Origin of the sequence: Pseudomonas sp. MM213 (genome assembly GCF_020423045.1) — a bacterium.
In the GTDB taxonomy this organism is placed as follows: domain Bacteria; phylum Pseudomonadota; class Gammaproteobacteria; order Pseudomonadales; family Pseudomonadaceae; genus Aquipseudomonas; species Aquipseudomonas migulae.
Genome location: NZ_CP081943.1, coordinates 863,603 through 886,511, shown reverse-complemented (window position 1 = coordinate 886,511; position 22,909 = coordinate 863,603). Strand labels below are relative to the sequence as shown.

The following is a 22,909-nucleotide window of genomic DNA, read 5'->3' as shown; positions in this document are numbered from 1 at the left end:
GCTCCTACAGGCGATGCGCGAACCTTGTAGGAGCGAGCGGTGCGGCGATCCGACTTGCCCGCGAAGGCGTCATCCGCTACAGCACGATGCCCATGCCGTCATAGGCCACCTCGATCCCGCGCCGCTCCAGCAACGCCCGCTCAGCCGAGTCTTCGTCGAGGATCGGGTTGGTGTTGTTAATGTGGATCAGCACCTTGCGCTGACGAGTAAAACCCTCCAACACCTCCAGCATCCCGCCTGCCCCACTCTGCGGCAGATGCCCCATCTCGCTGCCCAGGCTCTGGCCGACTTCACAGACGCGCATTTCGTCATCGCGCCACAACGTGCCATCCAGCAACAGGCAATCGGCACGCTGCATCCAGCTCAACACCTCGTCATCGATTTGCCCGAGGCCCGGCGCATAGAACAACGAAGCGCCCGTGCGCCGGTCTTCGATGAACAGGCCAATGGTGTCGCCTGGCTGTGGGTTACCCCGATTCGGTGAATACGGCGGAGCATTGCTGACCAGCGGAATGGCCCGAAACTGCAACTGTTCGCAGGCCGCGATGCTGAACGGCTGGCGATCGAGTCCGATCGGTTGCCACTGCAAACCGCCATTCCAGTGCTTGAGCATGGTGAACAATGGAAAGCCGCTGCTCAGGTCTTCATGAACCCGCTCGGTGCACCACACCGAATGCGGGCAGCCTTCGCGCAGGCTCAACAGGCCGGTGCAATGGTCGATCTGGCTGTCCATCAGGACCACGCCGGCAATGGCCGTGTCGCGCAAGCGACGTGCCGGTTGCAGCGGCGCGAAACTCTCGAGTTGCGCGCGAATATCCGGGGAGGCATTGCACAGCACCCAGTCCACACCGTTGTCGCTCAGGGCAATGGAGGATTGCGTGCGACGTTGCGCACGCAGGCTGCCATTGCGCATACCGGCGCACTGGCGACAGTTGCAGTTCCACTGCGGAAAACCACCGCCAGCGGCGGAACCGAGAACGCGAATGTGCATGGGCGATGCTCCAGAAGGCAGGCCCGGCCAACGCAGCGGCTGGCCGGGTGGACGATCAGCGGTTGGCGAAATACATCGTCACTTCGAAGCCAATGCGCAGATCGGTAAACGCGGGTTTAGTCCACATGGGTCATTCCTCTTCTTGTGCCGGACGATTCCGGTAAAGCCATTAATGCACGTGGCGGCAGGCGCCCGAATGCTACTTTCGAAGGAGGTTGTGGGGTGCGTTGGTAGGGGGTGTTTCGGGGTGTCAGACACGGCCATTCGCGGGCAAGCCTCGCTCCTACAGATCACCTGACCTGTAGGAGCGAGGCTTGCCCGCGAAAGCCATCACACGGTTTCGCGCGAGGTTAGAAGAACCCCAGCGGATTGATGTCGTAGCTCACCAGCAGGTTTTTGGTCTGCTGATAATGGTCGAGCATCATCTTGTGGTTCTCACGGCCGACACCGGACTTCTTGTAGCCACCGAACGCGGCATGCGCCGGGTACAGGTGGTAGCAGTTGGTCCAGACGCGACCGGCCTTGATCGCCCGGCCCATGCGGTACGCGCGGTTGATGTCGCGGGTCCACAGGCCGGCACCGAGGCCGAACTCGCTGTCGTTGGCAATCGCCAGGGCTTCGGCTTCGTCTTTGAACGTGGTGATGCCCACCACCGGGCCGAAGATTTCTTCCTGGAACACGCGCATCTTGTTGTGGCCCTTGAGCAAGGTCGGCTGGATGTAATAGCCGCTCGACAAGTCGCCTTCAAGACGTTCCGCCGCACCACCGGTGAGCAGCTCGGCGCCCTCCTCCTGGGCAATTTTCAGGTACGAGAGAATCTTGTCGTATTGCTGCTCGGACGCCTGGGCGCCGACCATGGTGTCGGTGTCCAGCGGGTTGCCGCGTTTGATCTTGACGATCTTCTTCATCACCTCGGCCATGAACGGTTCGTAGATCGACTCTTGCACCAGCGCACGCGACGGGCAGGTGCAGACTTCGCCCTGGTTGAAGAAGGCGAGCACCAGGCCTTCGGCGGCTTTCTCGATGAACTGTGGCTCGGCGTTCATGATGTCTTCGAAGAAGATGTTCGGCGACTTGCCGCCCAGTTCGACGGTGCTCGGAATAATGTTTTCGGCGGCGCAATGCATGATGTGCGCGCCCACTGGGGTGGAGCCGGTGAAGGCGATCTTGGCGATGCGCTTGCTGGTGGCCAGTGCCTCACCGGCTTCGCGACCGAAACCTTGCACGATGTTGAGCACGCCGGCCGGCAGCAAGTCGGCGATCAGTTCGGCGAAGACCATGATCGACAGTGGTGTCTGCTCGGCAGGCTTGAGCACGATGCAGTTGCCGGCCGCCAGGGCCGGGGCGAGTTTCCACGCGGCCATCAGCAGCGGGAAGTTCCACGGGATGATCTGCCCGACCACGCCCAATGGCTCGTGAAAATGATAGGCGGTGGTCAGCTCGTTGATTTCGGCGGCGCCACCTTCCTGTGCGCGGATGCAACCGGCGAAGTAACGGAAGTGGTCGGCGGCCAGCGGCACGTCGGCGTTGAGGGTTTCGCGCACGGCCTTGCCGTTGTCCCAGGTTTCGGTGACGGCAAGGATTTCGAGGTTTTGTTCGATGCGATCGGCGATTTTCAGCAGCACCAGCGAGCGGTCCTGCGCCGAGGTTTTGCCCCAGGCATCGGCAGCGGCGTGGGCGGCGTCGAGCGCCCTTTCGATGTCGGCGGCGCTGGAGCGCGGGAACTCGGCGATCACTTCACCGGTTACCGGCGAGGTGTTGGTGAAGTACTCGCCGTTGACCGGTGCGACGAACTCGCCGCCGATGAAGTTGCCGTAGCGCGGTTTGAAGGAAACGACGGCGCCGGGTGTTCCGGGTTGTGCGTAGATCATGATGGGCCTCTGTCTGGGTCGATGCCTGTCGGGCAAACAGGCGATGAACCGATAGTAGAGAGCCCCGCGTGCCAGACGAATGCGCCGTTGGCAGGGGGGGCTCTCGTTATTTGGTAGTAGGTTTCACGCATTCCCCTGTAGGAGCGAGCTTGCTCGCGATGGTCGTCAACGATAACGCGGGGTGTCTGGTGCCCCGCGTCGGCCTCAGGTTCATCGCGAGCAAGCTCGCTCCTACAGGGGGTGTGGCGGAGTTAGTGCTTGGCCACCAGGTCTTTCGGCAACTTGAAGGTCCAGAGCATGCCGCCCTGGTTGAAGTCCTTCACGCGCTTGGCCACTTCACCGCCCCACAGCGGCACCGCGCCGCCCCAACCGGACAGCACCGAGACGTACTGCTCGCCATCCATTTCCCAAGTCACGGGCGAGCCAAGTACGCCGGAGCCAGTCTGGAATTCCCAGACTTTCTCGCCGGTCTTGGCATTGAATGCCTGGAGAAAACCTTCCGGCGTGCCGGTGAACACCAGGTTGCCTTTAGTGGTCAGCACCCCGCCCCACAGCGGCGCGAAGTTCTTGTGACGCCAGACTTCCTTGCCGGTTTTCGGGTCGATGGCGCGCAGCACGCCGATGTAGTCTTCGTTCAAGGGCTTGATGGTGAAACCAGCACCGAGGAACGCCGCGCCTTTCTTGTAGGCGATGCCTTCGTTCCAGATGTCCATGCCCCACTCGTTGGACGGTACGTAGAACAACCCGGTGTCCTTGTTGTAGGCCATCGGCATCCAGTTTTTCGCGCCGAGGAACGCCGGGGCGACGAACACCGAACTGCCCTTGGCTTCGGTGCCCGGTGCGCCGGGACGGCTGGCTTCGTTGTAGATCGGCCGGCCTTGTTTATCGAGGCCGGTGGCCCAGGTGATCTTGTCGACGAAGGGGAAGCCGCGAATGAACTTGCCGTTGGTGCGGTCCAGCACGTAGAAGAAACCGTTACGGTCTGCGGTCGCGGCGGCTTTGATTTCTTTGCCGCCTTCGCTGTAGTTGAACGACACCAGTTCGTTCACGCCGTCATAGTCCCAACCGTCGTGGGGCGTGCTCTGGAAGTGCCACTTGATGGTGCCGTCGTCGGGGTTCAGCGCCAGGCGTGACGACGAGTAAAGGTTGTCGCCAGGGCGCAGGTGCGAGTTCCACGGCGCCGGGTTGCCGGTGCCGAACAGCAGCAGATTGGTTTCCGGGTCGTAGTAGCCGCCGAGCCAAGGGGCGGCGCCGCCGGTTTTCCACAGATCGCCGGGCCAGGTCTTACCTGCTTCGCCACCGGAGATGCCGTTCTCTACCGCTTTGCCGTCCTTGTAGACATAGCCCATGTGGCCCTCGACGGTGGGCCGGGTCCACAACAGATCACCGTTTTTCGGGTCGTAGGCTTCGATCTTGCCGACCACGCCGAACTCGCCACCCGCCACGCCGGTAATCAGTTTGCCGTTGATCACCAGCGGCGCGGCACTGATCGAATAACCTTCCTTGTGGTCGGCGACCTTCTTGCTCCACACCACTTTGCCGGTGTCTTTGTTCAGGGCCACGAGCTTGGCGTCGAGGGTGCCGAAAATCACCAGGTCGCCATACAGCGCCACGCCCCGGTTGATCACGTCACAGCACGGGCGGATGTCATCGGGCAGACGCGCATCGTATTGCCAGAGTTTCTTGCCGGTGCGCGCATCCACCGCAAACACCCGCGAGTAGGAGCCGGTCATGTACATCACGCCGTCCTTGATCATCGGTTGCGCTTGCTGACCGCGTTGTTTTTCGCCGCCGAAGGAGAAGGCCCAGACCGGCCGCAAGTCCTTCACGTTGTTGACGTTGAGGGTGTCGAGCGGGCTGTAGCGCTGACCCTGGACGCCCAGACCGTTGGTGACGACCTGCTCCGGGTTCTTGGGGTCCTGGAGAATGTCCTGGTCAGTGACGGCGGCCAATGCGGTGCCGGACAACAGCATGGCACTGAGCAACAGGCTCAAGACGAAGGGTTGGCGACGTGCGGGTTGGGTCATGACGGCTGCCTCTGCGGTTATTGTTATACCCGGGAAATTTTCCCGGTCTGGTGCAGATTCTTGGGCGCCGCCGCCCTTGCAACAATTGCCCGCAGTGCTGAGATTGCTAGTTCCTTAGTACAGGGTCGGGTGTTATTGACCAACACACATCCCCTGTGGGAGCGAGCCTGCTCGCGAAGGCGCAGCACATTCAGCATCAATGTGACAGACAGACCGCTATCGCGAGCAGGCTCGCTCCCACAATGGATCAGCGTTGGTTGGTGGTGGAGTCAACGCGTTTCATTTGTGTGCGCTCGTAGCGCGGATAGAGATGGCTGACGCTGCGGATCAGTTCGTAGCGACTCAGGCTGATCCCGGCGAAGCGTTCGGGAATCGGGCTGCGGATCATCTCGGCCATGTCGCTGCCGTTGGCCGCACCCTCGCGCATCAACTGGTCGAGCCAGCCAAGGTAGTCACGCATTTGCTCGAACGGTTTTGCATCCGTGGAGATCGGGCCGTGACCGGGGATAATAAGCGTCCACGCCAACCCCTGAAGCGTGGCGATGTCCGCCAGCCACACCGACAACCCCGGACTGTTGGGCGTGGTCAGCGCCCGCTGGTAAAACACCAGATCCCCGGCAAACAGCACGCCGGTTTGCTGGTCGAGAATAGCCAGATCCGCGCCGGTATGCCCACCCAGGCTCAGCAGGCGCAGATCGTGATCCCCAAAATTTCGCACGCCGGGCGTCAGCGTCTCGGTCGGCAACACCACTTCGGTGCCCCGCATCCAGTCGCCCACCAGCCGATACATGTTCTCGGCCATGGCGTCACCCTGCTGCTTCAACAACTCGCAGGTGCCCGCGAGCGCGCCAATCGGCACATCGCTGAAGGCCTGATTGCCCAGCACATGATCGGGATGATGATGGGTCAGCAACACCTGGATCACCGGTTTGTCGGTGGTCGCGGCAATGGCTTTGCGCATCGCTTCGCCGTATCGCCTGGACGGCCCGGTGTCGATCACCACCACCCCGCGTTCGGTGACGATGAAGGCGGTGTTGACGATGTTGCCGCCGTTGGCCTTGGCAAAATTGTCGGTGCTGCCTTCCAGCAGCCAGGTGTCGGCGGCGATCTGCCGGGGCTTGAGTGAATAGTCGAGTTCGGCCAACGCCGGAAGGCTCAGGCTAATGAACAACAGCAGCATCCAGCGCATCACGCGCTCCTTTGAGTCAGGGTATGGCCGCATCAAATTCGTTGCCGCTGTTGTCGCGCAGCAACAGGCGCGTCTGCCCTGCCCCTTCGATGTCGAAGGCCAGGTTGGGGTTTTCGCTGACGGCGGGAAACAGTTCGAGGCGGGCCAGCACTTGATCGTTCTGATCCCGCAGCTCGGCATGGTTGATGAAAAATTCCGGGATACCGCCGACCATGCCGTTATCCATCGGGTGCGCCACCTGCAAACGCAAGCGGCTGAACTCGCCACGGGGATAACGTCCGCCAAGCACTTCGCCGATGTGCTCTTCCCAGCCCGGCTGGGTGCGCACCACGCTCGGCGCCGTGCATCCACCGCCCGCCGCATCGATCAGGGTCGAGCCGACATGCCACACACCGTCGCGAGTCAGGACGGCCGCGCGCAGCGGCGTGGCTTGTTCGACACGAATGCGGATCGACAGCCAGGGCAACACCCGATCCAGCGGCTGGAAATCGACAATTTTCGGCAAAGGATTGAGCTCGGCCCAGGCGAGGATTTTCACCACCTCGCCCTTGAACCCTCGGGCGTCGATTTCCAGCGGCACTTGCCGGGCGTCTTCGGCGAACGGCGGCGCCAGCAGCTTGACCCGCTCATCAAACACGAACGGCGCGTCGCCAAGCATCTGCTTGTGATAGAAGGCCCACATCACCGACGGCACCGGGTCTTTGCCCGGTGGGATATCTGCCGCGTGCGCGGCCAAGGGTAGCCAACAGGCCAACAGACCACACGTGCGCCAGTTCACTGTTGATACATCTCCGGGACGTCATAGCGCAGGCCATAACGGGCATAAATGGCTTTCACCGAACCCTCGCGGATCATGGCTTCCAGCGCCTCTTCCACGGCATAGGCCAATTGTCGGTTGCTCTCGTGCACGGCCATGCCGATCTCCCAGAGTTGCTTGCCCATATTCGGGTAGGCGTTTTCCGCCAGCGCCACTTGCGGGTCGGCGGCTTCATGAACCTGCCAGTCGATCTCGCCGCGCATGGCCATGACCGCGTCGACTTCACCTGCCTTCATCGCTGCGAATGCCTGGGGCACGCCGGGGTAGTGATGGGTTTTGCCGGCGAGCATGCCGTTGAACACCGAGGTCAGGTAGAACGACGGCACACTGTCGACCTCGACGCCGATCGGGTGATGCTCGAACACGGCGACGCTGGCCACCGATTCCAGCCGACGACGGTCGTAGGCGACTTGCCATTGTTCGTTCTGATACGGACCGAACATCACCACATGGCTGTTTTCCAGTTCGCCCAGTTCGTTGCGTTTGCGTGCGTAATCCTGGTCATAGGGCACGCGCATCATCAGGTCGGCCAGTTGCAGATCGTGCAACGGACTGGCGCGCCAGATGTAGTCGCGCAGGTCGTCGTCGAGCTTCTCGCCGGCGGGCGCCCAGATCAGCGTCAGGCGCACGCCAAGCGCTTTGGCCAGCGCCTCGGCGAGGTCGACATCGACGCCACGGGGTTGGCCGGCGTCGTCGAAACTGTAGGGGGCGAAGTTTTTGTAGACCGCCACTTTCAGCTCCCCGGCAGCGATCATTTCGTCATAGCTGCGGACCTGCGCCTGCACCGTCTGGCAGCACAGCAACACAGCGCTGATCAACACCGCGAGCAGGCGCATGCATTACTCCTCGACGCGGACGCTGTCCAGGTAAGTGCGCACCGCCCACAGGGCTTCCTGGCTCAGGTAATCCGACATTTTCGGCATGTACACCCGGCCGTCACGCACCGCGCCATGGCGCACCCGTTCGACGAACCATTCATCACCGGCCTCACCGACATCGAGCATGCGCAAATCAGGCGCGATGCCGCCGGACTTGGCTTCCAGGCCATGACAGGCCGCGCAGTTCTGGTTGTAGGCCGATGAACCGATCTCGACGGCCTTATCGTGTTCCGGGGAAGTGCGGTAAGGGTTCACCGCCGCCCATCCATCGCCATCGAGTTGCACGCCGGCGTCCTTGATCGGGGTCAGTCCCTGGGTTTCGACGGCTTGTGGCACGACATTGCCGTGAGCCCAGACCGAACCTGCACTGATGAAGCCGGCCAGCAGGCCGGCAACGAGCAAGGCGTTGCGTTTTGTTGTCATTGTTATGCCCTCAGGATTGCACGCAAAACCTCTTTACAGAGGCTATGGCAGCCATCTTAGGAATCACTTCGCACAAGCCCCATGCTGCTTTGGTGGCCGCCACCCAGTACCTTGGTAGTAGGGCTTGCGACGCACATCCAAATCAGGTGCCGCCTGGGAAATTTTCCCGGCAACAGCGGGACTTTTTCCGTATTCGCCACCCCGTCGGACGCACCACCCTGTGCAGGCCAAAACCTCCACTGGGAACTGCAACCATGACAATAAGATCGCTACCCGCCCTTTCCCCTTTGACCCTCGCCGTGCAAGCCTTTTTGCTGGTGAGCAGCCTGTCCCTGAGCGCTGCCAGCCAAGCTGCAACCGCGCCTGCCACACCGACGCACAACGTGAGCTGGGAAGACATTGCCAAGGATCACCTGACCACCAAGGACGTTCTGCAATACGGCATGGGCACCAACGCCCAGCGCTGGAGCCCTTTGGCCCAGGTCAATGACAAGAACGTGTTCAAGTTGACGCCGGCCTGGTCCTACTCCTTCGGCGACGAGAAGCAGCGCGGTCAGGAATCGCAAGCCATCGTCAGTGACGGCGTGGTGTACGTCACCGGTTCGTACTCGCGGGTATTTGCCCTCGACGCCAAGACCGGCAAGCGCCTGTGGACCTACAACCATCGCTTGCCGGACAACATTCGTCCGTGCTGCGATGTGGTCAACCGTGGCGCGGCGATTTATGGCGACAAAATCTACTTCGGCACCCTCGACGCGCGGCTGATCGCGCTGGACAAGAACACCGGCAAAGTGGTCTGGAACAAGAAATTCGGCGACCACGCCGCCGGTTACACCATGACCGGCGCCCCGGTGCTGATCAAAGACAAGACCAGCGGCAAGGTGCTGTTGATCCATGGCAGTTCCGGCGATGAGTTCGGTGTGGTCGGGCAACTCTATGCCCGCGACCCGGACACCGGCGAAGAAGTGTGGATGCGACCTTTCGTCGAAGGCCACATGGGCCGCTTGAACGGCAAGGACAGTACGCCGACCGGTGACGTCAAGGCGCCGTCCTGGCCGAACGATCCAACCACTGAAACCGGCAAGGTCGAAGCCTGGAGCCACGGCGGCGGCGCCCCTTGGCAGAGCGCCAGTTTCGACGCGGAAACCAACACCATCATTGTCGGCGCCGGCAACCCTGGCCCGTGGAACACCTGGGCGCGCACCTCCAAGGACGGCAACCCGCACGATTACGACAGCCTCTACACCTCGGGCCAGGTCGGCGTCGATCCGAGCACTGGCGAGGTGAAATGGTTCTACCAACACACCCCGAACGATGCCTGGGATTTCTCCGGCAACAACGAGCTGGTGCTGTTCGACTACAAGGACAAGGACGGCAAAACGGTCAAGGCCACCGGCCATGCGGACCGCAACGGTTTCTTCTACGTGGTCGACCGCAACAACGGCAAATTGCAGAACGCCTTCCCCTTCGTAGACAACATCACCTGGGCCAGCCACATCGACCTGAAGACCGGGCGGCCGGTCGAGAATGAAGGCCAGCGTCCGGCCAAGCCGCTGCCGGGGGAAACCAAGGGCAAACCGGTGGAGGTTTCGCCGCCGTTCCTCGGTGGCAAGAACTGGAACCCGATGGCCTACAGCCAGGACACCGGCCTGTTCTACATTCCGGGCAACCAATGGAAAGAGGAATACTGGACCGAAGAGGTCAACTACAAGAAAGGCTCGGCCTATCTGGGCATGGGTTTCCGCATCAAGCGCATGTACGACGATCACGTCGGCACCTTGCGGGCGATGAACCCGACTACGGGCAAAGTGGTGTGGGAGCACAAGGAACACTTGCCGTTGTGGGCCGGCGTGCTGGCGACAAAGGGCAACCTGGTGTTCACCGGCACCGGCGACGGTTTCTTCAAGGCCTTCGACGCCAAAACCGGCAAGGAGCTGTGGAAGTTCCAGACCGGCAGCGGCATCGTCTCGCCGCCGATCACCTGGGAACAGGACGGCGAGCAGTACATCGGCGTGACCGTCGGCTATGGCGGCGCGGTGCCGTTGTGGGGCGGCGACATGGCCGAGCTGACCAAACCGGTGGCTCAGGGCGGGTCGTTCTGGGTGTTCAAGATTCCGAGCTGGGATAACCAGACCGCGAAACGCTGATGCCCCCTTCGCCAGCAAGCCGGCTCCTACAGACGTGCGCAACCTGTAGGAGCCGGCTTGCTGGCGATAACGCCCTCCCAGACAACGAGAACTCCGCCATGAAATACCTGCCTCTAATGCTGTTTATCGCCGCCCTTCCGGTTTTCGCGGATGACGGCGACGACGCCCCGCTGATCATCAACGGCTGCACCCTCGCCGAACACAGCCAGTGCCCCGGCGCCAATCTCAAAGGCGCCAACCTGAGCAATCAGGACCTGCGCAACATGAACCTCAGCGGCGCCGACCTGCGCGACGCCGACTTGCGTCACGCCCGCCTCGACCTCGCCAACCTGGAAAAAGCCCAACTGCAAGGCGCCAACCTGACCCGCGCCAGCCTGCAACAAAGCAACCTGCGCCTGGCCGACTTCAGCGGTGCTACGTTGATGGCAGTCCAGGGCTGGGGCTTGTTTGCCCAGGGTGCGCAGTTTCAGGACGCCAACCTCAGCGGCGCCTACCTGCAGTTCGCCCGCCTCTCCGGCGCCAAACTGCACAACGCCAACCTGCGGGCGGCCGACCTGGAAATGACCTGGTTGAGCAAAGCCGACCTCAAAGGCGCGAATCTCAGTGATGCCAATCTGCAGGAAGCCAAGTTCGGTGAAAGCAACCTGGAACAGGCAAACCTCAGCGGCTCGCGCCAGCATTATGCGAACTTTCAGGATGCGAATATGGACGGCTGCATCGGTTGCCCGACGACGTGGGATAAATAACACCTCCCCTCTTTGTAGGAGCCGGCTTGCTGACGATAGCGGTGGGTCAGGCACCATTGATGTCGACTGATCCACCGCTATCGCCAGCAAGCCGGCTCCTACAAGGGGAATGTGTGAGTTCAGCTACCCCGCCTTTCGCACCAAGCCCATATCAATCCCCAGATGCACCAGCTCGGCATGGGAGCTCACCTGCAATTTGCTCTTGAGCAACGTCAGGTGATTGGAGACGGTCTTGCTGCTGATGCTCAGCTGTTCGGCAATCACACGGGCCGGGGTGCCTTTGGCGAGCATCACGAAAATCTCCAGTTCGCGCTGGGTCATGCTCTGCAAACGCGGGTCGCTGGCGTCCTGTTGCGGGTGACACACCAGTTGAGTGGCCAGGGGCTGTTCGATGTAGGCGTGGCCCGCGAGAATCCGCCGCACCGCCTCGATCAGCACTTCGGGCGCCGAGCTTTTGGTCAGGTAACCCGAAGCGCCCGCCTCCAGTGCCTGGCGCACCAGCGGCAGCTCATCGTGCATGCTGAAAAACAGCACGCGCAGTTGTGGCAGACGCTGTCGCAACCGGCGCGTGGTTTCCAGCCCGCTGATCCCCGGCAGGCCGAAATCCATGATCACCAGATTCGGCACTGCCTCCTGAACCCTGATCAGCGCTTCTTCACCCGTCGCGGCTTCACGCACTTCCATCGCCGGCAGCAACGCGCGCAACAAACTCGCGTAGCCCTGACGGACTACCGCATGGTCATCCACCAGCAGAATATTCATGACGCCTCCAAAGGCATGCTCAAGGCCAGCGCCCAACCGGCGCCGGGGTGGCTGATGATGCGTAACTCACCGCCCAGACTGCGGGCGCGCTCGAACATCGAATACAAACCGACACCCGGCCGCTGTGGCTGGCGGGCGCCGCGTCCGTTGTCACGAATCAATAAGCGCAACTGCCCGCCGCAGTGTTGCAGGCGAACCCGCACCTGGCTTGCATCGGCGTGGCGGGCGACGTTGGTCAAGGCTTCCTGCAATAGGCGGTAGAGATGGGTTTTGGCCGGCGCAGACAATGGCGGCAACGAAGCGCTGACGCGCAACTGACAATCGACACCCTGTCGGCCTTGCCATTGCTCCACCAGCAACGCGAAAGCCTCGGCCAGCGGCAGGTGTTGCAGCACCACCGGATAGAGGTCGTGCACCAGCGCTCTGAAACCTTGTTGCAGGTGCTCGCAGTTGTGTTCCAGCTCACGCACCGTGCGCTCCACGGTGTCCGGCTGATCGGCGACCAGGCGCAACAGACAGGCCTGCGCGCGAATCCCCGCCAGGTATTGACCGAGGTCGTCGTGCAGGGTCTGCGCCAGATGAGTGCGTTCCTGTTCCTGCACCGCCAGCAAGGTCTTGGTCAGTTGCGTGTTGTCGGCGCGCGCCTGTTCCAGTGCCTCGGTCATGCGATTGAAGTGCACTGCCAGTTGCCGCGCTTCCGGCAGCCCTTGCGCGCGCAGTCGCACCTTGAGCTGGCCGCCGGAAACCTGCCGCAATGCGCGCAGCAACTCATCGAGCAGGCCCATGCCCCGGCGCACGGCCCAGCGAATGGTCAACAGACTCAACAACAACGCCAGGCCACACAGGCTCAGTAATTGCTGGAGGGAATCCCAGACTTCATCGATTTCATCCCGTGGATCGACCGCAATCAGCACACGCCGGCCATCCTGCAGATCCAGCTCCCGCGCACTGTGCCTGGCCTCGGCAAACAGCAATCGCCCGAGCCAGGCGTCAAGCCCGTCCTGCATTGGCGGTTGTGCCGCTTCGCCCGGTTCGAGCCAGCGCACCCGCACGTGACGCAGACTTTGCGTCAACCGTAGTTGCAGGCTGGCGGGATCGCGCGCGGCGGTTTCGCTCAAGTACTCGACCACCGCCTCGGCGGATTGCAGCTCTCGCTCCACATCCGCCAGCGCCTGGTGCACCAGCAAGCCCATGCACGCCAAAGTGACCAGCGCGAAAAATCCGCAGACCCACAGGTTGATCCGCCACAGGGCTGACACGCCTAGCGCCCCGGTGTCGCAGGCATCACCAGCAGCGACGCGGGGCGCGGGCCGTGGAGCTTGTCGACGCCGATCAGACTCAGGATCAGCAACAACGGCAGGAGCAGCGCCTTGAGAATACGCATGGTCGATCTCCTTCAGAGTGATGGCCGTTGTTGCCCATGCTAAAACCGCGCCGCCCTCGACGAGTTACTACCTTGGTACTGCCTCACTGGTACTTTCTGCATATTTCATCCCATCCTCAGGCTTCCTATGCTGGCGCTACCCGTGATGGAGTGCCTTATGCGCCAGCTTGCCCCCTACGCCCTGATCTACCTGTTGGCGATTGCCTGCGCCGCCGGGCTGGCGACGCAAAGTCAGGCGGCCGATGCACCGCTGCAGGTGCAGATCGGTTACCTGGGTTATCGCCCCGACCCGGGGCCCTTGCTGTCGAACATCATTCCCGAGCCCGTCGATGCCGGCCTGCGTGGTGCCGAACTGGCGATCACCGACAGCAACAGCACCGGGCGCTTTCTCAATCACAGTTACAGCCTGGCCAACGCCAACGTCGACAACCCGCAGGCCTTGCTCGATGCGGCCAAGGCGCAACACGCGCAAGGTCTGCGCCTGTTTGTGGTGAACGCACCGGTGGCCAGCCTGCGGCAACTCAGCGCCGCCCTGCCCGACAGTTTGCTGATCAACGCCGGCAGCCCGGATGACAGCCTGCGCACCACCGATTGCTTGCCAAACGTGCTGCACACGCTGCCGAGCCGGGCGATGCTCGCTGATGCCTTGGCGCAGTTTCTGGTGGCGCGCAAATGGCAACGGGCGCTGCTGATTGTCGGCCCGACCGCCGACGATCAAGCCTATGCCGCCGCCCTGCGCCGCGCGGCGAAACGCTTCGGCGTGCAACTGGTGGCGGAAAAAACCTGGAGTTTCGATAACGATCAACGCCGCAGCGCCCAGGCCGACATGCCGCTGTTCACCCAGACCGCCGAGTACGATGTGGTACTGGTGGCCGATGAACGCGGTGACTTCGGCGAATACGTGCCCTACCAGACCTGGTATCCGCGCCCGGTGGCCGGCACTCAAGGCCTGACCCCGGTGGGCTGGCACAAGACCGTGGAAACCTACGGCGCCGCCCAATTGCAGAAACGCTTCGAAGCCATGGCCGGGCGCTGGATGAACGACCGCGACTTTGCCGCGTGGATGGCCGTGCGCAGCATCGCCAGCGCGGTGAGCAAACTGCGTCAGACCGATCCGATGGCGATCCGCAACCTGGAAGTCAGCGACCAATTGCCGCTCGATGGCTTCAAGGGTCGCAAGCTCAGTTATCGCCCGTGGAACGGCCAGTTGCGTCAGCCGATCCCCATTGTGCAGCCGCGGGCGCTGGTCAGCACCTCGCCACAGGACGGCTTTCTGCACCCCTTCAACGAAATGGACAGCCTCGGTTACGACAAACCCGAGGTCAGCTGCCGCTTTCCCTGATCTTCCACAACAACAATAAGGAATCCGCCATGCGCCGCACCCTGCTTTCATGCGCCCTGTTGCTCGCTGCCGGGCACGCCGCGGCCAGCACCGCCTGGGTCTCCAACGAAAAAGACAACAGCCTCAGCCTGATCGACATGCAGACCTTGCAAGTCACCGACACCCTGCCCGTCGGCCAGCGCCCGCGCGGTCTGTTGCTGTCCCACGACAACACGCTGCTGTACATCTGCGCCAGCGATTCGGACCGGGTGCAGGTGATGGACGTGGCCACGCGCAAGATCATCAAGGAACTGCCTTCGGGCAAGGACCCCGAGCAATTCGCCCTGCACCCGAACAATCGCTGGCTCTACGTTTCCAACGAGGACGATGCGCTGGTGACGGTGATCGACACCGAAACCTCCAAGGTGCTGAGTCAGATCAACGTCGGCGTCGAGCCCGAAGGCATGGCCGTCAGCCCGGACGGCAAATGGGCGGTGAACACCAGCGAAACCACCAACATGCTGCACTGGATCGACACCAGCACCCAGACCCTGGCCGACAGCACGCTGGTGGATCAGCGCCCGCGTTTCGTCGAGTTCGCACCCGATGGCAAACAGTTGTGGGCCTCGGCGGAAATCGGCGGCACCGTGACCATTCTTGACACCGCCACCCGGCAGGTCCTCAAGACCCTGACCTTCCAGATCAAGGGCGTGCACCCGGACAAGGTGCAACCGGTGGGCATCAAACTCAGCGCCGATGGCAAGTACGGTTTCGTCGCGCTGGGCCCGGCCAACCACGTCGCGGTGATCGACGCCAAAACCTTCGAAATCCTCGATTACCTGCTGGTCGGCCGTCGCGTGTGGCAGATGGCATTCACCCCGGATCAGAAACAATTGCTGGCCACCAATGGCGTCAGCGGCGATGTGTCGGTGATTGATGTCGACAGCCTCAAAGTGAGCAAATCGGTGAAGGTCGGGCGCTATCCGTGGGGCGTGGTGGTGACGCCATGAACGCACTGGAAGTCAGCGACCTGAGTTTCGCCTACGGTGCGCGGGAGGCGTTGCGCCAAGTGAGTTTCAGCCTGGCGCCCGGTCGTTTTGCGGCGCTGCTGGGGCCGAACGGCGCCGGCAAATCGACGCTGATTGCCTTGCTGACCCGGCTGTACGATGTGCAACGCGGTGATATCCGTGTGGGTGCTTGTTCGTTGCGGGATGCGCCGCGCCCGGCGCTCAAGCAGTTGGGTGTGGTGTTTCAGCAAAGTACGCTGGACCTTGACCTCAGCGTCGAACAGAACCTGCGTTATCACGCCGCGCTGCACGGAATGTCGCGGCGTGAAACCGCAATTCGGGTCGATGCCGAACTGGCTCGTCAGTCGTTGACCGAACGCCGTCGCGAGCGGGTACGCGAGCTGAATGGCGGTCATCGTCGCCGGGTGGAAATCGCTCGCGCGCTGCTGCATGAGCCACGCCTGTTGCTGCTCGACGAGGCCAGTGTCGGCCTCGATCCGGCCAGTCGCCTGGCGCTCAATCAACACATCCGCAGCTTGTGCCGCGAGCACCGCCTCAGCGTGCTCTGGACCACGCACTTGCTGGACGAGGTGCAGCCGAGCGATGACTTGCTGATTCTCCATCAGGGTCGTTTGGTCGCCAGTGGCCAGGCCGATGCGTTGAGCCTGGAACACGGCGGTGACCTCGGTTCGGCCTTCGCTCGCTTGACGACATCGGGAGCCGTCCAATGAATGCTTACTGGCAATGTTTCAGCGGCATCGTGCTGCGTGAATGGCTGCGTTTCGTGTTGCAGCGCACGCGGTTTCTCAGTGCACTGGTGCGCCCGCTGCTGTGGCTGCTGGTGTTCGCCGCCGGCTTTCGCGCGGCACTTGGCATCGCGATCATCGAGCCCTACGACACCTACATTCCGTATGAGGTCTACATCATTCCGGGGCTGGCCTGCATGATCCTGTTGTTCAACGGCATGCAAGGTTCGCTGTCGATGGTCTACGACCGGGAGATGGGCAGCATGCGTGTACTGCTCACCAGCCCCCTGCCCCGCACGTTTCTGCTGTGCAGCAAACTGTTGGCCACGTCACTGATTTCGCTGTTGCAGGTGTATGCCTTTCTGGCGATTGCCTGGGTGTACGGCGTGCAGCCGCCGGCCATGGGCCTGTTGATCGCCTTGCCGGCGTTGCTGCTGGTGGCGTTGATGCTCAGTGCGTTGGGGTTGTTGCTGTCAAACGCGATCCGCCAACTGGAGAACTTCGCCGGGGTGATGAATTTCGTGATCTTCCCGCTGTTTTTCCTGTCGTCGGCGCTGTACCCGCTGTGGAAGATGCGCGAGTCGAGCGAGTGGTTGTACGGGTTGTGTGCGTTGAACCCGTTTACCCATGCAGTGGAGCTGGTGAGGTTTGCGCTGTATGAACGCTTCAATCCATTGGCGCTGGCAGTGTGTGTGGGGCTGACGCTGGTGTTCGCGCTGCTGGCGGTACTCACCTTCAACCCGCAGCATGCCGCCCTGCGCAAAGCCAACTAACCACCCAAATCCCCCTGTGGGAGCGAGACCGGCTTGCCGGCGATGGCGGAGTGTCAGCCGACATCAATGCCGGATGTGATGGCTTCATCGCGAGCAGGCTCGCTCCCACAATTGGATCTCCATCAAACATGGCAAAATTACTACTTTAGTACTGGTTTTCCTGTCTATCGTCGCATTCCCAACGCACCGCGACTGGCATGTAATGGGCTCATAACTATAAGGACTGAACCCATGCCGCGTGCCCGACGTGTTCTGCTGCGCCCTTCCCTCGCTGTGTTATCGCTGAGCCTGTTGCTGGGCGTCGCACACGCCGAAACACCGCTGTTCTCCGCTGATGGCTACCGCATCGGCCTGTACCGCAGCCCCACGCCGAATCAGGCCGAGGGGGCCACCATCATCGACACCGCCGCCCTGCAAACCCTGCTCACCCAGACGCCTCGCCCAGTGTTGATCGATGTCTACCGCCGCCAATGGCTGCAAGGGCGTTTCATCGAAGACCAGCCCCACGAAAACCTGCCCGGCAGCCACTGGCTGGCCAACACCGGCGATGGCGACCTGACACCCGACTGGCAGGATTACTTCTCGCGCAATCTGCAAAAATTCACCGCCGGCGATCCCCGGCAACCGCTGGTCTTTTACTGCCGGTCCGATTGCTGGTTGAGCTGGAATGCGGTCAAACGCGCCGCCGCCATGGGCTATAAGACTCTGTATTGGTATCGCGATGGCCTGGATGCCTGGCAAGCGGCGAACCTGCCCGTGACACCCGCCCTGCCCGAACCTTTTCCCTGACCTTTACGCGTGCGTGTTGTTGCCACACCATAATCAAAATAATGAGGTGAAAGGCTATGTACAAAATTCTGATTGCCGACGATCACCCGCTGTTTCGCGAAGCCATTCATAACGTCATCAGCGATGGATTCCCGGGCAGCGAGGTCATGGAAACCGCCGACCTCGACAGCGCCCTGGCGCTGACTCAGGACCACGACGACCTGGACCTGATCCTGCTCGACCTGAACATGCCCGGCATGCACGGTCTCAATGGCCTGATCAACCTGCGCAACGAGGCACCGACCATTCCAGTGGTGATCGTCTCGGCGGAACAGGACAAGCAGATCGTGCTGCAAGCCATCACCTATGGCGCGGTGGGTTTCATCACCAAGTCCTCGCCACGGGTGCAGATGACCGAGGCGATCCAGCAGATTCTCAATGGCAACGTCTACCTGCCGCCGGACATCATCCGCACGCAGAAAAGCGGCACCCACCGCCGGATGAACGACACCCCGAGCTTCCCGCCGGAACTGCTCCAGGCCCTGACCCGCAAACAGTTGCTGGTGCTGGAGCGCATGACCAAAGGCGAGTCGAACAAACAGATCGCCTACACCCTGGAAATCGCTGAAACCACGGTCAAGGCCCACGTTTCGGCGATCTTGCGCAAACTCAACGTGCACAATCGGGTGCAGGCGATCCTGAGTGCCGGGGATATTGATTTCGGCTCTTATCTACGGCGTTGAGACCGCGCCGTGCCCATCGCCAGCAAGCCGGCTCCTACAGGAACAACGCAACCCCCTGTAGGAGCCGGCTTGCCGGCGATGAGGCCATCAGCCCCCGCACAAATTTCAGGGCCGGCCAAGCAAATCGCCAGCAAGCTGGCTCCTACAGGAACAACGCGATCCCCTGTAGGAGCCGGCTTGCTGGCGATGAGGCCCTCAGCCCCCGCACAAATTTCAGGGCCGGCCAAGCAAATCGCCAGCAAGCTGGCTCCTACAGGAACAACGCGATCCCCTGTAGGAGCCGGCTTGCCGGCGATGAGGCCCTCAACATCAACAAAAATCTCAAGGCCGGCCGAGCAAATGACTCATCGCCGTCTTCAGCTTCATCGGCCGCACCGGCTTATGCATCAAGGTGTGCCCCAGCTCTCGAATCTGCAATTTGAGCTCATTGCTGTAATTGGCGGTGATCATCATCGCCGGAATGGCTGAGCCGCGCCGGGCGTTGATCCGCGCCACGGCATCCACGCCGTTCTGATCGTCATCCAGGTGGTAATCGGCAATCAGCAAATCCGCCTCGGCGTGATAATTGTCCACTTGCCGCGCCAAATCCTGTTCCGACAGCGCCGTCACCACCAGACAACCCCACCCTTCGAGCAAGGTGCGCATGCCGGCGCAAATCGCCGCATCGTTATCCAGCACCCATACCCGCGCACCGCGCAGGCGTTCGAGCATCGGCTCACTCATCAACAGGCTCGGCAGTGCCTTGGGTGCCGTCGCGCTCAAAGGCACCTCGACGGAAAACACCGAGCCCTTGCCCGGCCACGAACGCACGTGAATGCGGTGCCCGAGAATCCCGGCAATTTTCTCGACGATTGCCAGCCCCAGCCCCAACCCGCGATCCTGATCCGGACGTTGCACATCACCGCGTTTGAACTCCTGGAAAATCTCTTCCAGACGGTTTTCGGCGATGCCCATGCCGCTGTCCCAGACCTCGATCGACAGACGCTGATGATGCCGCCGGCAACCGAGCACTACGCGGCCGCTGTAGGTGTAGCGAATCGCGTTGCTCAACAGGTTGCGCAAGATCCGCGCAAGCAACTGAATGTCGCTGCGCACCAGCGCCGAACACCTGATAAAATGCAGCTCAAGCCCTTCGCTACGCGCGACCTGGGTGTACTCGGCGGCGAGGTTTTCCAGCAACTCGCTCAAGGCGAACGGCGCGATGTCGGCCTTGATCACCCCGGCATCGAGTTTGGAAATGTCGACCAGCGTGCCGAGCAGATTCTCCACGTCTTCCAGGGAATTGCTGACGTTGCGCACCAGAATCTCGTTGGCCAGCGGCTCCCGGCGTTCGAGCAAGGCGCCGGTAAACAGGCGCGCGGCGTTCAGCGGTTGCAGCAAATCGTGGCTGACGGCGGCAAGAAACTTGGTCTTCGACAGGTTGGCCTGCTCGGCTTCGAGCTTGGCCTCGCGCAGGCGTGATTCTACCCGCCGACGTTCGTCGATCTCGCGCAGCAACTGGTCATTGAGGGTCGTCAGCTCCGCCGTACGTTCGCGCACCCGCAGTTCGAGGTTCTGATAGGCCTGGTGCAACGCCTCGGCCGTGCGGCGGCGCTCGGTGATGTCGCGGATCAACACGAAAATCCCCACCACTTCGCCGGTTACCAGCCGATTGGGCACGTAGGAGCGCAGCATGTAGCGCTCCTGGTTGTTGATGTTGGTTTCGGCGAACTCGAACGTCACGCTTTCACCGGCCAACGCCCGCGCCACATAGGCTTCCAGGCGCTGATAATGCTGCTCGCTATGCACTTCGCGCAGGCTCTGCCCGAGCATCACGCCACGTGGCCAGCAGTACCATTCTTCGTAGACCTTGTTGGTGAACTCGTAGACCAGATCGGCATTGAGGTAGGCGATCAGCGCCGGTACGTGGTCGGTGATCAGGCGAATCCAGCGCTCGCTTTCGCTCAGCGCTTCGGCGTGCTGGTAGCGCTCGGTGATGTCGGTGAAGGTGTTGACGAAGCCGCCGGTGGGCAACGGATGCGTGCGGATTTCCAGGACCCGGCCATCGTACAGTCGCTGCTCGCATTCCTGCACCGGGCGCCCGTTGCCGTCGCGGCTGGCCGGGGTCAGCAGGTTCAACTCGCTGTCGGCGATCACTTCCGCGAACGGTCGATGCGCCGCCACCGGCGCCAGGCCGCTGAGTTCAAGGAAGCGCCGGTTCCACAACTCCAGAATGCCCTCGGCGTTGACCATCGCCACGCCTTGGGACAGGTTGTCCACGGCCCGTTGCAGCAAATGCGATTTCTGCGCCACGGCCTGCTCGCGGCGCACGGTTTCACTGAGTTTGACGTCGGTGATGTCGGTGAACAGGATCACCCGCCCGCCTTCCTGGGTCGGCCGTTCGCTGACTTGCAGCCAGCGACCGTCCTGCAAGCGGAACAGCAGGTTCTCGTCGGCCTGCCCACGCGGTTCTTCGGTGAACAGACCGGTGGACAGCATCAGCCGCTTGACCTCGGCCAGGCGCATGCCGGCGTTGATTCGCACCCGGCTGCTACCCCAGAACGCCTTGAAGCGGCTGTTGAACAGCACGATCCGCTGCTCCGCGTCGAACAATACAAAGGCGTCGGAAATGCTCTCGATGGCGTCGATCAGGTGTTGATGCGCGGTTTCCGCGCGCAGACGCGCTTCGCTGAGCAAGTGATTGCCTGATTTCAGTTCGGCCATGGCCTGGTTCAAGGCATCGGTGCGCTCACGCACCTGTTCGGCCAGCACCACCGAATGCTGGAACGCCGCGTACGGGTCGTTGCCGCGGGTGATGCCGGACTCGATCCGTTCGATCAGCGCAGCATTGATGCGCTGCAATTTGTGGTTTTCGTGCCGCAGGCTGGCGACTTGAGCCGCAAGCTCAGCGATGTCCAGGGGAGCGGCCTCGGGCAATGGCAACCCCGGTGAAGGTCTGGTTGATGTGCATGCCATTGAACTGTTCTCCGTAGGTGTTGAAACCCATCACCCGCTGGTCGCGCAAAAACCTGCCGATCTGCTCCAGATTGCCGCCGTCTTCCAGTTCCAGGCGCCTGAGAAAACAGTCGCAGCCGATGGTCAACAACAGGTCACCGAGGCGCTCCTGCAAACCGTCGAACAGGGTTTGCAGATTGGGCAGCATCGGCCCTGGGGTCATGACGGTGAGGACGATGCCGTTTTCCACGGCGCAGTAGAAACTCAGGCTCAAGTCCGGGTGCACCTGCTGGATGGCCCGCACGTAATACTGATCGTTGATCCGCACCGCCAGCGGGTGGGCGGCGAAGATCCGATGATCGAGTTCCGCCACGGGCACGCCGATGTGCCGGGCGTACTCCTCGGCGGCCGGTTCGGCATTCAGTTCGAAGACCCGGCGCGAGGCGCTGTCGGCGCCAGTGACCACCAGTTTTTCCGCCCTCGGCAGGATGTGGTGGGTGGTGAAAACTTCGAAGTCGAGCCAGGTGTTGACCAGCACCACCACCGCCGCGCCGCTGTGGAACTCGCCGCCGAAGTAAACGTGGGTGTGGGTCAGGTAATTGTCGTCGCCGGCCGAGCCACCGAAATGCGGGATGTCGCCCAGCGCCGCGCTCAACGCCGCGAGCACCATTTCTTCACGGCTGGACAAACCATCGAGCAAGGTCAGGGCGAAGCTGTTGCCCTTGATCGGCGCCAGGGTGTTGCTGCGACAACCACTGACCAGACGCTCGACCATTTGCTGGGCGTCGATCAGGCTGAAGCGCTCCATCTCGTCGATCAATTCGGCGTCGATGGAAAAATGCCGATGGTCGAAACCCACCGCCGTCACGCAGTTGCGCCCATAGCCCAGCGGGGTGATTTCCCCGGCGCTGGTGCAACCGACCAGACGGATACCGCCAAAGCTCTGCTGCAAGGCCTGGCCCAGCGCCTGCAAGTCGTACTCGGCGGAGCAGAAAAACAGCACAAAGCCCAAATGCGGGTGCAACAATTGCCGCGCCAGCTCCTGGGCCGCCTGCTGGGCATCGGTCGCCTGGGACATCGCACTGACGACCCCGTCGCTCTGAACCTGCTGCATCGTCGCCTCCCGCAGGTGCGCATGTGTGAGGTTGGAGTGTACGAAGGCAGCGGACGGCGACGTATGCTACTTGGGTAGCGGTCAGGCGCTTCGATGGGATGAGAGTTCCAGCAAACACCACAAAACCTGTAGGAGCCGGCTTGCTGGCGATGGCGGTGGGTCAGGCAACAATGATGGTGACTGACAGTCCGTCATCGCCGGCAAGCCGGCTCCTACAATTCCGCGCCCGGCGCACCATTTTCTGCATGACACAAAACCTGTAGGAGCC

Annotated in this window: 21 protein-coding genes; 8 read left to right on the top strand and 13 right to left on the bottom strand. The window is 62.0% G+C overall.

All coding sequences use genetic code 11. From position 1 onward, the window contains the following. Positions 1-76: 76 nt before the first annotated feature. The 8 genes from pqqB to pedF form a co-directional block, all read right to left on the bottom strand. Positions 77-991, bottom strand: coding sequence for a pyrroloquinoline quinone biosynthesis protein PqqB (gene pqqB / locus K5R88_RS04130; RefSeq protein ID WP_223452667.1), 915 nt, complete (start codon positions 989-991; stop codon positions 77-79). Positions 992-1,046: 55 nt separating this feature from the next. Next, positions 1,047-1,118, bottom strand: a complete 72-nt coding sequence (gene pqqA / locus K5R88_RS04125) for a pyrroloquinoline quinone precursor peptide PqqA (protein ID WP_003253598.1) — start codon at positions 1,116-1,118, stop codon at positions 1,047-1,049. Between the two features lie 223 nt (positions 1,119-1,341). Beyond that, positions 1,342-2,862, bottom strand: coding sequence for an acetaldehyde dehydrogenase ExaC (exaC, locus tag K5R88_RS04120; protein ID WP_008024867.1), 1,521 nt, complete (start codon positions 2,860-2,862; stop codon positions 1,342-1,344). Between the two features lie 251 nt (positions 2,863-3,113). Beyond that, positions 3,114-4,889 carry a PQQ-dependent methanol/ethanol family dehydrogenase gene (locus tag K5R88_RS04115; protein WP_008024869.1) on the bottom strand — a complete coding sequence of 592 codons (1,776 nt, stop codon included), beginning with the start codon at positions 4,887-4,889 and terminating at the stop codon, positions 3,114-3,116. A 247-nt stretch (positions 4,890-5,136) separates the two neighbouring features. Next, positions 5,137-6,078 carry a quinoprotein relay system zinc metallohydrolase 1 gene (locus K5R88_RS04110; RefSeq protein ID WP_226299258.1) on the bottom strand — a complete coding sequence of 314 codons (942 nt, stop codon included), beginning with the start codon at positions 6,076-6,078 and terminating at the stop codon, positions 5,137-5,139. Positions 6,079-6,094: 16 nt separating this feature from the next. Next, entirely contained in the window at positions 6,095-6,856 is a 762-nt protein-coding gene (locus K5R88_RS04105; RefSeq protein ID WP_226299257.1) for a quinoprotein dehydrogenase-associated SoxYZ-like carrier, read from the bottom strand. After that, positions 6,853-7,731: a substrate-binding periplasmic protein gene (locus tag K5R88_RS04100; RefSeq protein WP_226299256.1), complete on the bottom strand. Its 879-nt coding sequence runs from the start codon at positions 7,729-7,731 to the stop codon at positions 6,853-6,855. The genes K5R88_RS04105 and K5R88_RS04100 overlap by 4 nt, the downstream gene beginning before the upstream one ends. Positions 7,732-7,734: 3 nt before the next feature. Then, positions 7,735-8,196 (bottom strand): cytochrome c-550 PedF, encoded by a 462-nt coding sequence (pedF, locus tag K5R88_RS04095; protein ID WP_226299255.1) that lies wholly within the window; start codon positions 8,194-8,196, stop codon positions 7,735-7,737. A 254-nt stretch (positions 8,197-8,450) separates the two neighbouring features. Between pedF and exaA the strand changes: the two genes are divergently transcribed. Next, positions 8,451-10,343, top strand: coding sequence for a quinoprotein ethanol dehydrogenase (gene exaA, locus K5R88_RS04090; protein WP_226299254.1), 1,893 nt, complete (start codon positions 8,451-8,453; stop codon positions 10,341-10,343). A 98-nt stretch (positions 10,344-10,441) separates the two neighbouring features. After that, a complete protein-coding gene (locus K5R88_RS04085) occupies positions 10,442-11,089 on the top strand; it encodes a pentapeptide repeat-containing protein (RefSeq protein WP_226299253.1) in 648 nt (215 codons plus the stop codon). Positions 11,090-11,212: 123 nt separating this feature from the next. On the opposite strand, the gene K5R88_RS04080 is transcribed toward K5R88_RS04085, so the two are convergent. From K5R88_RS04080 to K5R88_RS30720, 3 genes are read right to left on the bottom strand one after another with little or no spacing between them, the layout of a single operon-like run. Continuing rightward, the gene (locus tag K5R88_RS04080) at positions 11,213-11,851 is read right to left on the bottom strand and encodes a response regulator (RefSeq protein ID WP_226299252.1); all 639 of its coding nucleotides are present in this window, start codon (positions 11,849-11,851) and stop codon (positions 11,213-11,215) included. Then, positions 11,848-13,110 carry a HAMP domain-containing sensor histidine kinase gene (locus K5R88_RS04075; protein ID WP_226299251.1) on the bottom strand — a complete coding sequence of 421 codons (1,263 nt, stop codon included), beginning with the start codon at positions 13,108-13,110 and terminating at the stop codon, positions 11,848-11,850. Before K5R88_RS04075 ends, K5R88_RS04080 begins: the two co-directional genes overlap by 4 nt. 2 nt (positions 13,111-13,112) lie before the next feature. Beyond that, complete coding sequence (locus tag K5R88_RS30720) at positions 13,113-13,235, bottom strand: hypothetical protein (RefSeq protein ID WP_008024888.1); 123 nt, start codon at positions 13,233-13,235, stop codon at positions 13,113-13,115. Positions 13,236-13,392: 157 nt separating this feature from the next. Between K5R88_RS30720 and K5R88_RS04070 the strand changes: the two genes are divergently transcribed. From K5R88_RS04070 to K5R88_RS04045, 6 genes are all read left to right on the top strand, one after another. Next, on the top strand, positions 13,393-14,577 hold the full coding sequence (locus tag K5R88_RS04070; RefSeq protein WP_226299250.1) for an ABC transporter substrate-binding protein: 1,185 nt from the start codon (positions 13,393-13,395) through the stop codon (positions 14,575-14,577). Positions 14,578-14,606: 29 nt separating this feature from the next. Further along, positions 14,607-15,566 (top strand): YVTN family beta-propeller repeat protein, encoded by a 960-nt coding sequence (locus tag K5R88_RS04065; protein ID WP_226299249.1) that lies wholly within the window; start codon positions 14,607-14,609, stop codon positions 15,564-15,566. Next, positions 15,563-16,294: an ABC transporter ATP-binding protein gene (locus tag K5R88_RS04060; protein ID WP_192416564.1), complete on the top strand. Its 732-nt coding sequence runs from the start codon at positions 15,563-15,565 to the stop codon at positions 16,292-16,294. The genes K5R88_RS04065 and K5R88_RS04060 overlap by 4 nt, the downstream gene beginning before the upstream one ends. Continuing rightward, positions 16,291-17,082, top strand: a complete 792-nt coding sequence (locus K5R88_RS04055) for an ABC transporter permease (protein WP_223450519.1) — start codon at positions 16,291-16,293, stop codon at positions 17,080-17,082. Before K5R88_RS04060 ends, K5R88_RS04055 begins: the two co-directional genes overlap by 4 nt. A gap of 231 nt (positions 17,083-17,313) precedes the next feature. Continuing rightward, entirely contained in the window at positions 17,314-17,871 is a 558-nt protein-coding gene (locus K5R88_RS04050; RefSeq protein WP_226299248.1) for a PQQ-dependent catabolism-associated CXXCW motif protein, read from the top strand. A 56-nt stretch (positions 17,872-17,927) separates the two neighbouring features. Next, positions 17,928-18,593, top strand: coding sequence for a response regulator transcription factor (locus K5R88_RS04045; RefSeq protein WP_084320911.1), 666 nt, complete (start codon positions 17,928-17,930; stop codon positions 18,591-18,593). A 321-nt stretch (positions 18,594-18,914) separates the two neighbouring features. Here K5R88_RS04045 and nahK read toward each other — a convergent pair whose 3' ends face one another. Continuing rightward, positions 18,915-21,548 carry a hybrid sensor histidine kinase/response regulator NahK/ErcS' gene (nahK, locus tag K5R88_RS04040; RefSeq protein ID WP_442963902.1) on the bottom strand — a complete coding sequence of 878 codons (2,634 nt, stop codon included), beginning with the start codon at positions 21,546-21,548 and terminating at the stop codon, positions 18,915-18,917. After that, positions 21,478-22,641, bottom strand: a complete 1,164-nt coding sequence (gene nosP, locus K5R88_RS04035) for a nitric oxide-sensing protein NosP (protein WP_226299247.1) — start codon at positions 22,639-22,641, stop codon at positions 21,478-21,480. Before nosP ends, nahK begins: the two co-directional genes overlap by 71 nt. Positions 22,642-22,909: the final 268 nt, after the last annotated feature.